The sequence below is a fragment of the Pseudomonas sp. TE3899 genome, from assembly GCF_056279105.1.
In genome coordinates this window covers 3,901,457-3,915,459 of record NZ_JBWBQR010000001.1, presented here as the reverse complement: position 1 = coordinate 3,915,459, position 14,003 = coordinate 3,901,457, and the positions used below count along the sequence as shown (strand labels likewise).

Sequence of the window (14,003 nt, the reverse complement as noted above, 5' to 3'; positions counted from 1 at the left end):
TATAGCGGTAATGATCGAAACCCTCACGCTAGTTCGTCATGCTTTGTAAATAGCTGTAACCGAATCCTTCTAAATCAACGGATTTGCCTGTCCTGTTGCTGAACATGCCCCGGCTTGGGCCTTGGGCGCTTGGCCTTTGCAGTGATATAGTTCGCCGCCAGTTCGGCCTGCCCGGGGAGGTATGTGCTTTCGACAGAAAGCCAGGCGTCCGAGTGAGAGGCTGCATCGCAAGGAGTTTAGATGAGTGCCGATAACGCCTACGCGGTCGAGCTGAAGGGACTGACCTTCAAGCGCGGTACGCGCAGCATTTTCAATAACGTCGATATCCGTATCCCGCGCGGCAAGGTCACCGGCATCATGGGACCTTCCGGGTGTGGCAAGACCACGCTATTACGGCTGATGGGCGCGCAGTTGCGACCTACCAGCGGCGAAGTCTGGGTCAACGGCCAGAATTTACCCAAATTGTCTCGCAGCGATCTGTTCGATGCGCGCAAGCACATGGGCGTGCTGTTCCAGAGCGGCGCACTGTTTACCGATCTCGATGTATTTGAGAACGTTGCTTTTCCGCTGCGCGTCCATACCGAGCTGCCGGAAGAAATGATCCGTGACATCGTCCTGCTCAAATTGCAGGCCGTGGGCTTGCGTGGCGCCATCGACCTGATGCCTGACGAATTGTCCGGCGGCATGAAGCGTCGCGTCGCGCTGGCGCGGGCCATCGCACTTGATCCGCAGATCCTCATGTATGACGAGCCCTTTGTCGGGCAGGACCCGATCGCCATGGGCGTGCTGGTGCGCCTGATTCGCCTGCTCAATGATGCACTGGGCATCACCAGCATCGTGGTTTCCCACGATCTGGCCGAAACCGCGAGCATTGCCGATTACATTTATGTGGTGGGCGAAGGGCAAGTCCTGGGGCAGGGCACGCCTGAAGAACTGATGAACTCGCAGGAGCCGCGTATCCGTCAATTCATGACGGGCGAGCCGGACGGTCCGGTCGCCTATCACTTTCCAGCGACGGATTACCGCGCAGATCTTCTGGGGAAGCGCTGATGCGCAAGATTTCACTAATAGAAAGAGTGCGCCGGTTCGGCCGCGCGGCCATCGATGCCGTGGGGGTGTTCGGGCGGGCGGCGATTTTCCTGTTCCACGCGTTGCTGGGTCGTGGTGGCATTGGCGGCGGTTTCGGCTTGCTGATCAAGCAACTGCATTCGATCGGCGTGATGTCTCTGGTGATCATCGTGGTCTCCGGGGTGTTTATCGGCATGGTGCTGGCGCTGCAAGGCTTCAATATTCTGTCCAGCTACGGTTCGGAGCAGGCCGTCGGGCAGATGGTTGCCCTGACGCTGCTGCGTGAACTGGGGCCGGTGGTGACAGCATTGCTGTTCGCCGGGCGTGCCGGTTCGGCCCTGACGGCGGAAATCGGCAACATGAAGTCCACCGAGCAGTTGTCCAGTCTGGAAATGATTGGCGTCGACCCGCTCAAGTACATCGTTGCCCCGCGCCTGTGGGCCGGTTTCATTTCCCTGCCGGTGCTGGCGATGATTTTCAGCGTCGTCGGGATCTGGGGCGGTTCGTGGGTTGCAGTCGACTGGCTGGGCGTCTATGACGGCTCCTACTGGGCGAACATGCAAAACAGCGTGACGTTCAATGGCGACGTGCTCAACGGCATCATCAAAAGCATCGTTTTCGGGTTTGTCGTGACCTGGATTGCCGTATTCCAAGGCTATGACTGCGAGCCCACTTCCGAGGGGATCAGTCGTGCCACAACCAAGACCGTGGTGTATGCCTCTTTGGCAGTGCTCGGCCTGGACTTTATTCTGACCGCCTTGATGTTTGGAGATTTCTGATGCAAAACCGCACCCTGGAAATCGGTGTCGGCCTTTTCCTGCTGGCTGGCATCCTGGCTTTGCTGCTGCTTGCGTTGCGGGTCAGTGGCCTGTCCCCGAGCGCGACCACCGAGTCATATAAACTTTATGCTTATTTCGACAATATCGCCGGTTTGACGGTCAGAGCTAAAGTGACCATGGCCGGTGTGACCATCGGCAAGGTCACGGCGATCGATCTGGACCGCGACAGTTTCACCGGTCGGGTGACCATGCAGCTGGAAAAGCGCGTAGATAATCTGCCGACTGACTCCACTGCATCTATCCTGACCGCTGGCCTGTTGGGCGAGAAGTACATTGGTATCAGCGTGGGCGGGGAACAAGCCTTGCTCAAGGATGGCGGGACCATCCATGACACCCAGTCGTCGCTGGTGCTCGAGGACCTGATCGGTAAATTCCTGCTCAATACCGTTAGCAAAGACGCCAAATGAGGAGCTTTTGAATGATCTCTACCTTGCGACGTGGCCTGTTGGTATTACTCGCGGCCCTGCCGTTGATGGCTAACGCCGTGGCGGCACAGTCGGCGCACGATCTGGTTCAGGACACCACGACCCGGATGCTCGCAGACCTGTCGGCCAATAAAGAGAAGTACAAAACGGATCCACAGGACTTCTACACGGCGCTGAACACCATTGTCGGCCCTGTGGTGGATGCCGAAGGCATTTCCAAAAGCATCATGACGGTCAAGTATTCGCGCAAAGCCACGCCCGCGCAGATGCAGACCTTCCAGGAAAACTTCAAGAAAGGCCTGTTCCAGTTCTATGGCAACGCCTTGCTCGAATACAACAACCAGGGCATCACCGTTGACCCTGCCAAGGATGAGTCGGGCGACCGCACCAGCGTTGGCATGACGGTCAAGGGCACCAACGGCGCGGTTTATCCCGTGCAGTACACCCTGGAGAAGATCAACGGCGAGTGGAAGCTGCGCAACGTGATCATCAACGGCATCAATATCGGCAAGCTGTTCCGCGATCAGTTCGCTGACGCGATGCAGCGCAATGGCAACGACCTGGACAAGACCATCAACAATTGGGCCGGGGAAGTCGCTAAAGCCAAGGAAGCCACAGAGAAGAAGACTCAATGAGTGAGTCAGCCGTTCGCATGAGCGAAACCGGCGAGTTGCTGCTCAGTGGCGTGCTGGATTACCGCACCGGCCCTGACTTGCGCAAGCAAGGTCAGGCGCTGATCAAGGCCAGTAAGGCCGCCGCCGTGGTGGTTGATTGTTCGGCGGTAACGAAGTCCAGCAGTGTCGGCTTGTCGCTGCTGCTGTGCTTCATGCGTGATGCAGAGGCGGGCGGCAAGGCTGTCAGCATCCGCGCCATGCCTGAAGACATGCGCGAAATCGCTCAGGTCAGCGAATTGACCGAGCTGTTGGCGCACCCCTAACCGGCATCTATAAAGAAGCCCCCCGTCAGAGTCCTGTGAATGCGGGGTTCGCAGGCGCGGGGCTTTTTTGTATGATGTCCGACCCGCGCGCACAGGGCGCCGATTGAGGTTGAGCATGCAGGCCGTAGAAGTGAAGAGCTTCCTTGAAGGAAAGCTGCCCGGAACGCTGGTAGAAGTTGAGGGCGAAGGCTGCAACTTTCAGCTGAACGTGATTAGCGATGAACTGGCGGCGTTGAGCCCGGTGAAGCGTCAGCAGCAGATCTATGCCCATTTGAACCCATGGATCACCGATGGCAGCATCCATGCGGTCACTATGAAATTTTTCAGCAGCGCGGCCTGGGCCGAGCGCACCTGAGCCCAAGGGCGTCGAGATTCTTATGGATAAATTGATAATTACTGGTGGCGTTCGTCTTGATGGCGAAATCCGCATTTCCGGGGCAAAGAACTCTGCCCTGCCGATCCTGGCCGCCACCTTGCTGTGCGATGGCCCGGTCACCGTGGCCAACCTGCCGCACCTGCACGACATCACCACCATGATCGAGCTGTTCGGTCGCATGGGCATCGAGCCGGTGATCGACGAGAAACTCAGCGTCGAAATCGACCCACGCACCATCAAGACCCTGATCGCGCCGTACGAACTGGTGAAAACCATGCGCGCCTCGATCCTGGTATTGGGCCCGATGGTTGCCCGTTTCGGTGAAGCCGAAGTTGCACTGCCTGGCGGTTGCGCCATCGGTTCGCGTCCGGTCGACCTGCACATCCGTGGTCTCGAAGCCATGGGCGCAGTCATTGATGTCGAAGGCGGCTACATCAAGGCCAAGGCGCCAGAAGGCGGCTTGCGCGGTGCGCACTTCTTCTTCGATACCGTCAGTGTGACCGGTACCGAAAACATCATGATGGCCGCTGCCCTGGCCAAGGGCCGTAGCGTCCTGGCTAACGCCGCACGCGAGCCTGAAGTCATCGACCTGGCGAACTTCCTGATCGCCATGGGCGCCAAGATCACTGGCGCCGGCACCGACACCATCACCATCGATGGCGTTGAGCGTCTTCACCCGGCCACCTACAAGGTGATGCCGGACCGGATCGAGACCGGCACCTACCTGGTCGCCGCTGCCGTGACTGGCGGTCGCGTGAAGGTCAAGGACACCGATCCGACCATCCTCGAAGCCGTCCTGGAAAAGCTCCGTGAGTCGGGTGCCGAAATCACCTGCGGCGAAGACTGGATCGAGCTGAACATGCACGGCAAGCGGCCAAAAGCCGTCAACGTGCGGACCGCTCCGTACCCGGCGTTCCCGACCGACATGCAGGCGCAGTTCATCTCCCTCAACGCCATTGCCGAAGGCACCGGTGCCGTGATCGAGACGATCTTCGAAAACCGCTTCATGCACGTGTACGAGTTGCACCGCATGGGCGCCAAGATCCAGGTCGAAGGCAACACTGCCATCGTCACCGGCACCGAGAAGCTCAAGGGCGCGCCAGTCATGGCCACCGACCTGCGTGCGTCGGCCAGCCTGGTGATCTCGGCACTGATCGCCGAAGGCGACACCCTGATCGATCGCATCTACCACATCGACCGTGGTTACGAGTGCATCGAAGAGAAACTGCAGATGCTCGGCGCCAAGATCCGCCGCGTACCGGGCTAGTTCCGGCTGCAATTGTGGCGAGGGAGCAGGCTCCCTCGCCACAGTTTGCTGTTAACTGATTTGCTTCATCGAGGCTGTAATGGCCTCGATGTATGTCCGGCGCCGATTGCGACCGGGCATGAGTACCTTGATAAGGACTGACGTTTCCCATGTTGACCATCGCACTGTCCAAGGGCCGTATCCTTGACGACACCCTGCCGCTTCTGGCTGAAGCGGGCATCGTGCCGACCGAGAATCCGGACAAGAGCCGCAAGCTGATCATCCCCACGACCCAGCCTGACGTACGTCTGCTGATCGTGCGCGCCACCGACGTGCCGACCTATGTCGAGCACGGTGCCGCGGACCTGGGCGTCGCCGGTAAAGATGTGCTGATGGAATACGGCGGCCAGGGTCTCTACGAGCCCCTGGACCTGCGGATTGCCCTGTGCAAGCTGATGACGGCCGGCAAGGTCGGCGCCATCGAACCCAAGGGCCGTCTGCGCGTCGCCACCAAGTTCGTCAACGTTGCCAAGCGTTACTACGCCGAGCAGGGTCGTCAGGTCGACATCATCAAGCTCTATGGCTCGATGGAACTGGCGCCGCTGATCGGCCTGGCCGACAAGATCATCGACGTGGTCGACACCGGCAACACGCTGCGGGCCAATGGCCTGGAGCCACAGGATTTCATCGCTGATATCAGCTCCCGGCTGATCGTCAACAAGGCTTCGATGAAAATGCAGCACGCCCGTATCCAGGCGTTGATCGACACCCTGCGCAAGGCAGTGGAGTCTCGACACCGCGGCTGATTCACCTGCGCGACGTTAAGTCGCGCCCGTCTATCCGCCTCATAGCCAGAATCTCAGGTGCCCAAGCGGAAACGACTGCTAAGTTAGGGCGCCTGAGTTTTTGCCATTCCTATGAGGCTCTCGCTATGACCGCACCGACTGCAATTCGCCGACTCAACGCTGCTGACCCGGATTTCGCGCATCATCTGGATCATCTGCTGAGCTGGGAAAGTGTGTCTGACGACTCGGTCAATCAGCGGGTGCTGGACATCATCAAGGCTGTGCGTGAGCGTGGCGATGCGGCGCTGGTGGAATTCACCCAGAAGTTCGATGGCTTGCAAGTCGCCTCCATGGCCGACCTGATCCTGCCGCGCGAACGCCTGGAACTGGCCCTGACCCGGATCACCGTACCCCAGCGCGAAGCGTTGGAAAAAGCCGCGGCCCGGGTGCGCAGCTACCACGAAAAACAGAAGCAGGATTCCTGGAGCTACACCGAAGCCGACGGCACGGTGCTGGGCCAGAAGGTCACGCCGCTGGATCGCGCCGGCCTGTACGTGCCGGGTGGCAAGGCGTCGTACCCGTCCTCCGTGCTGATGAACGCGATTCCAGCCAAGGTGGCCGGTGTGACCGAAGTGGTCATGGTCGTGCCAACCCCGCGCGGTGAACTCAATGAACTGGTACTGGCCGCGGCCTGCATCGCCGGCGTCGACCGCGTGTTCACTATCGGCGGCGCCCAAGCGGTTGCCGCGCTGGCTTACGGCACCGAAAGCGTGCCGAAGGTCGACAAAGTGGTTGGCCCGGGCAACATCTATGTCGCCACTGCCAAGCGCCACGTGTTTGGTCAGGTCGGTATCGACATGATCGCCGGCCCGTCCGAGATTCTCGTGGTGTGCGACGGCCAGACCGATCCGGACTGGATCGCCATGGACCTGTTCTCCCAGGCCGAGCACGACGAAGACGCCCAGGCGATTCTGGTCAGCCCGGACGCCGAGTTCCTCGACAAGGTGGCTGCCAGCATCAGCAAGCTGCTGCCAACCATGGAGCGCGCCGAGATCATCGAAACCTCGATCAATGGCCGTGGCGCGCTGATCCTGGTCCGCGACATGGAACAAGCCATCGAAGTGGCCAACCGCATCGCGCCGGAGCACCTGGAGTTGTCGGTCGCCGATCCGCAAGCCTGGCTGCCGCTGATCCGCCACGCTGGGGCGATCTTCATGGGGCGCCACACCTCTGAAGCCCTGGGCGATTACTGCGCCGGCCCGAACCACGTGTTGCCGACCTCAGGCACCGCGCGGTTCTCCTCGCCGCTGGGTGTGTACGACTTCCAGAAACGCTCGTCGATCATTTTCTGCTCTGAGCAGGGGGCGTCCGAACTGGGCAAGACCGCGTCCGTGCTGGCCCGTGGCGAGTCGCTGACCGCCCACGCCCGCAGCGCCGAATACCGCATCGTTGATGACAAGAAGGGGAACTGAAGATGAGTAAATTCTGGAGCCCGTTCGTCAAGGATCTGGTGCCTTACGTGCCGGGCGAGCAGCCGAAACTGGCGAAACTGGTGAAGCTCAACACCAACGAAAACCCCTACGGTCCGTCGCCAAAAGCCCTGGCGGCGATGCAGACCGAACTGAACGACAACCTGCGCCTGTACCCGGACCCGAACAGCGATTTGCTGAAGAATGCGGTGGCCAAGTACTACGGCGTTCAGAGCAACCAGGTGTTCCTCGGCAACGGTTCCGACGAAGTCTTGGCGCACATCTTTCACGGCTTGCTGCAACACGACAATCCGGTGCTGTTCCCGGACATCAGCTACAGCTTCTACCCGGTGTACTGCGGGTTGTACGGCATTGCCTTTGACGCAGTGCCGCTGGACGCCCAGTTCCAGATCAACCCGGCCGACTACGCCAAGCCCAACGGCGGGATCATTTTCCCTAACCCGAACGCGCCGACCGGTTGCCTGCTGGCGCTGGACGCCGTGGAGCAGATCCTCAAGGCCAGCCCGGATTCGGTGGTGGTGGTCGATGAAGCCTATATCGACTTCGGCGGCGAAACCGCGATCAGCCTGGTGGACCGCTACCCGAACCTGCTGGTGACCCAGACCTTGTCCAAGTCCCGCTCGTTGGCGGGGCTGCGGGTTGGTCTGGCGGTAGGGCACCCGGACCTGATCGAGGCCCTGGAGCGGATCAAGAACAGCTTCAACTCGTATCCGCTGGATCGCCTGGCGAATGTCGGGGCAGCGGCGGCGTTCGAGGATCGTGAGTACTTCGACAAGACGTGCCGATTGGTCATCGAGAACCGCGAGAAGGTTGTCGCTCAGCTGGAAGCGAAGGGTTTTGAAGTGCTGCCATCGGCCGCCAACTTCATCTTCGCCCGGCACCCGCAACACGATGCGGCCGGTCTGGCGGCGAAGTTGCGTGAGCAAGGGGTGATCGTTCGGCACTTCAAGCAGGAGCGGATTGCCCAGTTCCTGCGGATCTCCATCGGCACGCCAGAGCAGAACCAGGCGTTGATCGACGGCCTCGGCGATCTCTAACCAGTACCCCCCCCCTGTAGGAGCGAGGCTTGCCCGCGAAGGCGTCATATCAGTCGACATCATCGCTGACTGACCTGACGCCTTCGCGGGCAAGCCTCGCTCCTACATGATCGTTCCCACGCTCCGCGTGGGAACGATCAGGTCAGGCGGCGGGGTGGCTTACTCTTCTTCTTTGACCGGCGCCGGCGGCGGACGCAAACCAATCTCTGCGCTCAGCTTCAGTTCCTTGCCGTTACGCATCACCTGAATCGTTACCTTGTCGGTCGGTTTGATCCGCGCCACCTGGTTCATCGAACGGCGGCCATCGCCGGCCGGTTCGCCGTCGATGCTGAGGATCACGTCACCGAGTTGCAGGCCGGCCTTCTGCGCCGGACCGTCACGGAAAATCCCCGCCACCACGATGCCTGGACGCCCGGACAGGCCAAACGATTCCGCCAGTTCCTGGGTCAACGGTTGCACTTCAATCCCAAGCCAGCCGCGAATTACCTGCCCGTGTTCGATGATTGACTTCATCACTTCCATGGCCAGTTTGACCGGGATCGCAAAACCGATGCCTTGGGAGCCCCCGGACTTGGAGAAGATCGCGGTGTTGATGCCGGTCAGGTTGCCGTTGGCGTCCACCAGCGCACCGCCGGAGTTGCCGGGGTTGATCGCGGCGTCGGTCTGGATGAAGTCTTCGTAGTTGTTCAGGCCCAACTGGTTACGCCCGGTGGCGCTGATGATGCCCATGGTCACGGTCTGGCCGACGCCGAACGGGTTGCCGATGGCCAGCGCGACGTCACCGATGCGGATATTGTCGGAACGGCCGATGGTGATCGCCGGCAGGGTCTTGAGGTCGATTTTCAGAACTGCGAGATCGGTTTCCGGGTCGCTGCCGATCACTCGAGCCAGGGTCTCGCGGCCATCCTTGAGCGCCACGACAATCTGGTCGGCACCGGTGGTCACGTGATTGTTGGTCAAAATGTAGCCTTCCGGGCTCATGATCACGCCGGAGCCCAGGCTCGACTCCATGCGCTTCTGCTTCGGCGAGTTGTCGCCGAAGAAGCGGCGGAACTGCGGATCTTCGAACAGCGGGTGATTCGGCTTATTGATGACTTTGGTCGTGTAGAGGTTGACCACCGCTGGTGCGGCAATCACCACGGCATCGGCGTAGGACACTGGCCCTTGTTGCACGCTGGTGGTTTGCGGGGCTTGCTGCAGGTTGACGTCCAGGCTCGGAAGCCCGACCCACTGTGGGTAACGCTGGATTATCAACAGAGCAATAAGCACGCCGGCCAACAGCGGCCAGCCGGAAAAACGCAGCGCCTTAAGCATTAAGCAAGTCCTGGAAAGGTTGCAGGTGGTATGAGACCGCCCATAATGTCGCGCATTATACGAGGCGAGCGCGCCTCTGAACGGGATATTTAGGAGTCTTTTATGGCCGTCGCCCTGAGCACCCTGGTCGAAGAAGCCGACCGTTACCTTAACAGTTCAAAGATCGCCGACTACTGCCCGAATGGCTTGCAGGTCGAAGGTCGTCCGCAAGTGATGCGCATCGTCAGCGGCGTCACCGCCAGCCAGGCGCTGCTGGACGCGGCGGTCGAGGCCAAGGCCGATCTGGTGCTGGTGCATCATGGCTACTTCTGGAAGGGCGAGAACCCGTGCATCACCGGCATGAAGCAGCGCCGCTTGAAGACCTTGCTCAAGCACGACATCAGTTTGCTGTCTTATCACTTGCCGCTGGATTTGCATCCGGACGTCGGTAACAACGTGCAGCTGGCCCGTCAGTTGGACATCACCGTCGAAGGGCCGCTGGATCCGGATAACCTGAAAGTCGTCGGCCTGGTCGGCTCGCTGAGTGAACCGCTGAGCCCTCGCGACTTTGCGCGCCGGGTGCAGGAAGTGATGGGCCGCGAGCCGTTGCTGATTGAAGGCAGCCAGATGATTCGTCGGGTCGGCTGGTGCACCGGGGGTGGCCAGGGCTACATTGATCAGGCGGTGCTGGCGGGTGTCGATTTGTACCTGAGCGGCGAAGCCTCCGAGCAAACTTTCCACAGCGCACGGGAAAACGACATCAGCTTCATCGCCGCCGGTCATCACGCCACCGAGCGTTATGGCGTTCAAGCGCTGGGGGATTACCTGGCGCGTCGGTTTGCCCTGGAACACATCTTCATTGATTGCCCCAACCCCATCTGACACCGCCATACCCTGCAGGAGCGAGGCTTGCCCGCGAAGAACGATTACGCGGTGCATCAGGTAGACCGCGTTATCGTTCTTCGCGGGCAAGCCTTGCTCCTACAAGGGCTGTAGCCCAAACGAGCAGGTATATTCATATACCCTTTCGATCTAGCCCACGTCCTGATTAGAAGAGGTCGCTGTGCTAGGATTCCCCGCTCGAACACGGCCCGCTGGCCGTCCATAAGATCGTTTTCGTGAGTAGCCATGGTCGACAAACTGACGCATCTGAAACAGCTGGAGGCCGAAAGCATCCACATCATCCGCGAGGTCGCCGCCGAGTTCGATAACCCGGTGATGCTGTACTCCGTCGGTAAAGACTCCGCCGTGATGCTGCACCTTGCGCGCAAGGCATTCTTCCCGGGCAAGCTGCCGTTCCCGGTGATGCACGTCGACACCCGGTGGAAGTTCAAGGAAATGTACGCGTTCCGCGACCGCATGGTCGAAGAACTGGGCCTGGACCTGATCGTCCACGTCAACCCCGATGGCGTCGCGCAGGGCATCAACCCGCTGACCCACGGCAGCGCCAAGCACACCGACATCATGAAAACCGAAGGCCTGAAACAAGCCCTCGACAAGTATGGTTTCGACGCCGCTTTCGGCGGTGCCCGTCGTGATGAAGAGAAGTCCCGTGCCAAAGAGCGCGTGTATTCCTTCCGCGACACCAAGCACCGCTGGGACCCGAAAAACCAGCGCCCCGAGCTGTGGAACGTCTACAACGGCAACGTCAACAAGGGCGAATCCATTCGTGTATTCCCGTTGTCGAACTGGACCGAACTGGACATCTGGCAGTACATCTACCTCGAAGGCATCCCGATCGTGCCGCTGTATTTCGCCGCCGAGCGCGACGTCATCGAGATGAATGGCACCTGGATCATGATCGACGACGAACGCCTGCTCAATCACCTGAGCGACGAAGACAAGGCGCGCATCGTCAAGAAAAAGGTGCGCTTCCGCACTCTCGGCGACTACCCGTTGACCGGTGCAGTGGAATCCGAGGCGACCAGCCTGACCGACATCATTCAGGAAATGCTCCTGACGCGAACTTCCGAACGCCAGGGCCGGGTCATCGACCACGATGGCGCAGGCTCGATGGAAGAAAAGAAACGGCAGGGTTACTTTTAAGCTTCGAGTTACAAGCGGCAAGCTGCAAGTTAAAGGCGGTATGCGTAACGTTGTGGTTTGGTGCTTGTGGCCGGTTGCTGCGAGCCGTGATTGAGTTACTCGTTATGGATTTCGAGAGACTGGTTGTTTGGCAGCGTAGCAAGTGTTTGGCGGTGGGCATTTACAGAGAGTTCGCGCGTTGCAGGGATTTTGGTTTCAAGGACCAAATCACCCGCTCCGCGCTTTCGATGCCTTCCAATATTGCTGAAGGCATGGAACGGCGCAGTGCCAAGGAAAAAGTGCGTTTTCTTTGGATCGCCAAGGCTTCCTGTGGGGAGTTACGCACCCAACTCCTCATTGCCCGTGAAATTGCTTATATCGCCGATCCACTGGCTGAAAATTGGATTACAGAAACCCGCGAGCTTTCAAGAATGCTATGCGGCTTGATTAACAAAATTTCTGACTAGCTGTACGCCGACAAGCTTGCCGCTTGAAGCTTACAGCTCGGAGCTTAACCCCAATGAGCCATCAATCCGATTTGATCAGCGAGGACATCCTCGCCTACCTGGGCCAGCACGAACGCAAGGAAATGCTGCGCTTCCTGACCTGTGGCAACGTCGACGACGGCAAGAGCACCCTGATCGGGCGCCTGCTGCACGACTCCAAGATGATCTACGAAGATCATCTGGAAGCCATCACCCGTGACTCGAAGAAAGTCGGCACCACGGGCGAAGACATCGACCTGGCGTTGCTGGTCGACGGCTTGCAAGCCGAGCGTGAGCAGGGCATCACCATTGATGTTGCCTACCGCTATTTCTCCACCGCCAAGCGCAAATTCATCATCGCCGATACCCCGGGCCATGAGCAGTACACTCGCAACATGGCCACCGGTGCGTCCACCTGTGACCTGGCGATCATCCTGGTCGATGCCCGTTACGGCGTGCAGACCCAGACTCGTCGCCACAGCTTCATCGCCTCGTTGCTCGGCATCAAGCACATCGTGGTCGCTATCAACAAGATGGACCTCAACGGCTTCGACGAAAGCGTGTTCGAGTCGATCAAGGCCGATTACCTGAAGTTTGCCGAAGGCATCGCGTTCAAGCCGACCACCATGGCCTTCGTGCCGATGTCTGCCCTGAAGGGCGACAACGTGGTGAACAAGTCCGAGCGTTCGCCGTGGTACACCGGCCAGTCGCTGATGGAAATTCTCGAGACCGTCGAGATCGCCAACGACCGCAACTACACCGACCTGCGTTTCCCGGTGCAGTACGTCAACCGTCCGAACCTGAACTTCCGTGGTTTCGCCGGTACCCTGGCCAGCGGCATCGTGCACAAGGGCGACGAAGTCGTGGTGCTGCCGTCGGGCAAGAGCAGCCGTGTGAAATCCATCGTCACCTTTGAAGGTGAGCTGGAACACGCCGGTCCTGGCCAAGCGGTCACGCTGACCATGGAAGACGAGATCGACATCTCTCGCGGCGACCTGCTGGTACACGCCGACAACCTGCCGCAAGTGACCGACGCCTTCGACGCCATGCTGGTGTGGATGGCCGAAGAACCGATGCTGCCGGGCAAGAAATACGACATCAAACGCGCTACGTCTTACGTGCCGGGTTCGATCACCAGCATCGTCAACCGCGTTGACGTGAACACCCTGGAAGAAGGGCCGGCCAGTTCGCTGAACCTGAACGAGATCGGCCGGGTCAAGGTCAGCCTCGACGCCGCCATCGCCCTGGACGGTTACGCGAGCAACCGCACCACCGGTTCGTTCATCGTTATCGATCGTTTAACCAACGGCACCGTTGCCGCCGGGATGATCATCGCCCAGCCGTCGACCCATGGTGGTAGCACGCACCACGGCAAACTGGCGCACGTGGCGACTGAAGAACGCGCCCAGCGCTTCGGCCAGCAACCGGCCACCGTGTTGTTCAGCGGCTTGTCCGGCGCGGGTAAAAGCACCCTGGCTTATGCGGTTGAACGCAAGCTGTTCGACATGGGCCGCGCGGTGTTCGTTCTGGATGGCCAGAACCTGCGTCATGACCTGAACAAAGGCCTGCCGCAGGATCGTGCCGGGCGTACCGAGAACTGGCGTCGTGCCGCGCATGTGGCGCGTCAGTTCAACGAGGCGGGCCTGCTGACCCTGGCGGCCTTCGTGGCGCCGAGTGCTGAAGGTCGCGAGCAAGCCAAGGACCTGATCGGCAAGGAGCGTTTGCTGACGGTTTACGTCCAGGCCTCGCCGACGGTGTGTGCCGAGCGTGATCCGCAAGGGCTGTACGCCGCCGCTGGCGACAACATTCCGGGCGACTCCTTCCCGTACGACGTGCCGCTGGACGCCGACCTCGTGGTCGACACCCAGTCGCTGTCGCTGGAAGAAAGCGTCAAGCAAGTGTTGGATCTGCTGCGTAGCCGCGGCGCGATCTAAGATGGGAGCAGTGACAAGCTTTTAGCTTCAAGCTGCAAGAAAAAACCCGCCGATGAGTGATCA

15 protein-coding genes are annotated in these 14,003 nt (G+C 60.0%); 14 read left to right on the top strand and 1 reads right to left on the bottom strand.

What is annotated here, in order from left to right; all coding sequences use genetic code 11:
* The first annotated feature begins 240 nt into the window (after window positions 1-240).
* From ACZ89E_RS17985 to hisC, 10 genes are all read left to right on the top strand, one after another.
* Window positions 241-1,050 (top strand): ATP-binding cassette domain-containing protein, encoded by an 810-nt coding sequence (locus ACZ89E_RS17985; RefSeq protein ID WP_054049897.1) that lies wholly within the window; start codon window positions 241-243, stop codon window positions 1,048-1,050.
* Window positions 1,050-1,847 carry a lipid asymmetry maintenance ABC transporter permease subunit MlaE gene (gene mlaE / locus ACZ89E_RS17980; protein ID WP_133838548.1) on the top strand — a complete coding sequence of 266 codons (798 nt, stop codon included), beginning with the start codon at window positions 1,050-1,052 and terminating at the stop codon, window positions 1,845-1,847. The genes ACZ89E_RS17985 and mlaE overlap by 1 nt, the downstream gene beginning before the upstream one ends.
* The gene (gene mlaD, locus ACZ89E_RS17975; protein ID WP_133838549.1) at window positions 1,847-2,314 is read left to right on the top strand and encodes an outer membrane lipid asymmetry maintenance protein MlaD; all 468 of its coding nucleotides are present in this window, start codon (window positions 1,847-1,849) and stop codon (window positions 2,312-2,314) included. The genes mlaE and mlaD overlap by 1 nt, the downstream gene beginning before the upstream one ends.
* Window positions 2,315-2,325: 11 nt before the next feature.
* Window positions 2,326-2,967 (top strand): MlaC/ttg2D family ABC transporter substrate-binding protein, encoded by a 642-nt coding sequence (locus tag ACZ89E_RS17970; RefSeq protein ID WP_149657576.1) that lies wholly within the window; start codon window positions 2,326-2,328, stop codon window positions 2,965-2,967.
* Window positions 2,964-3,269, top strand: a complete 306-nt coding sequence (locus ACZ89E_RS17965; RefSeq protein ID WP_149657575.1) for an STAS domain-containing protein — start codon at window positions 2,964-2,966, stop codon at window positions 3,267-3,269. The genes ACZ89E_RS17970 and ACZ89E_RS17965 overlap by 4 nt, the downstream gene beginning before the upstream one ends.
* 115 nt (window positions 3,270-3,384) lie before the next feature.
* Entirely contained in the window at window positions 3,385-3,624 is a 240-nt protein-coding gene (locus ACZ89E_RS17960) for a BolA family protein (RefSeq protein ID WP_007912386.1), read from the top strand.
* 22 nt (window positions 3,625-3,646) lie between these two features.
* Window positions 3,647-4,912, top strand: a complete 1,266-nt coding sequence (gene murA / locus ACZ89E_RS17955; RefSeq protein ID WP_133838552.1) for a UDP-N-acetylglucosamine 1-carboxyvinyltransferase — start codon at window positions 3,647-3,649, stop codon at window positions 4,910-4,912.
* A gap of 149 nt (window positions 4,913-5,061) precedes the next feature.
* A complete protein-coding gene (hisG, locus tag ACZ89E_RS17950) occupies window positions 5,062-5,697 on the top strand; it encodes an ATP phosphoribosyltransferase (RefSeq protein ID WP_092273233.1) in 636 nt (211 codons plus the stop codon).
* 125 nt (window positions 5,698-5,822) lie between these two features.
* A complete protein-coding gene (gene hisD, locus ACZ89E_RS17945; protein ID WP_463259414.1) occupies window positions 5,823-7,148 on the top strand; it encodes a histidinol dehydrogenase in 1,326 nt (441 codons plus the stop codon).
* A 2-nt stretch (window positions 7,149-7,150) separates the two neighbouring features.
* A complete protein-coding gene (hisC, locus tag ACZ89E_RS17940; RefSeq protein WP_149657573.1) occupies window positions 7,151-8,203 on the top strand; it encodes a histidinol-phosphate transaminase in 1,053 nt (350 codons plus the stop codon).
* Between the two features lie 159 nt (window positions 8,204-8,362).
* Here hisC and algW read toward each other — a convergent pair whose 3' ends face one another.
* Window positions 8,363-9,517 (bottom strand): Do family serine endopeptidase AlgW, encoded by a 1,155-nt coding sequence (gene algW / locus ACZ89E_RS17935; protein ID WP_054049878.1) that lies wholly within the window; start codon window positions 9,515-9,517, stop codon window positions 8,363-8,365.
* A 102-nt stretch (window positions 9,518-9,619) separates the two neighbouring features.
* Here algW and ACZ89E_RS17930 point away from each other — a divergent pair, with 102 nt between their 5' ends.
* The 4 genes from ACZ89E_RS17930 (at window position 9,620) to cysN (ending at window position 13,940) form a co-directional block, all read left to right on the top strand.
* Entirely contained in the window at window positions 9,620-10,378 is a 759-nt protein-coding gene (locus ACZ89E_RS17930; protein WP_149657571.1) for a Nif3-like dinuclear metal center hexameric protein, read from the top strand.
* Between the two features lie 246 nt (window positions 10,379-10,624).
* A complete protein-coding gene (gene cysD / locus ACZ89E_RS17925; protein WP_090175435.1) occupies window positions 10,625-11,542 on the top strand; it encodes a sulfate adenylyltransferase subunit CysD in 918 nt (305 codons plus the stop codon).
* A gap of 104 nt (window positions 11,543-11,646) precedes the next feature.
* The gene (locus ACZ89E_RS17920) at window positions 11,647-11,988 is read left to right on the top strand and encodes a four helix bundle protein (RefSeq protein WP_463259415.1); all 342 of its coding nucleotides are present in this window, start codon (window positions 11,647-11,649) and stop codon (window positions 11,986-11,988) included.
* 53 nt (window positions 11,989-12,041) lie between these two features.
* Window positions 12,042-13,940 carry a sulfate adenylyltransferase subunit CysN gene (gene cysN / locus ACZ89E_RS17915; RefSeq protein ID WP_463259416.1) on the top strand — a complete coding sequence of 633 codons (1,899 nt, stop codon included), beginning with the start codon at window positions 12,042-12,044 and terminating at the stop codon, window positions 13,938-13,940.
* Window positions 13,941-14,003 lie beyond the last annotated feature (63 nt).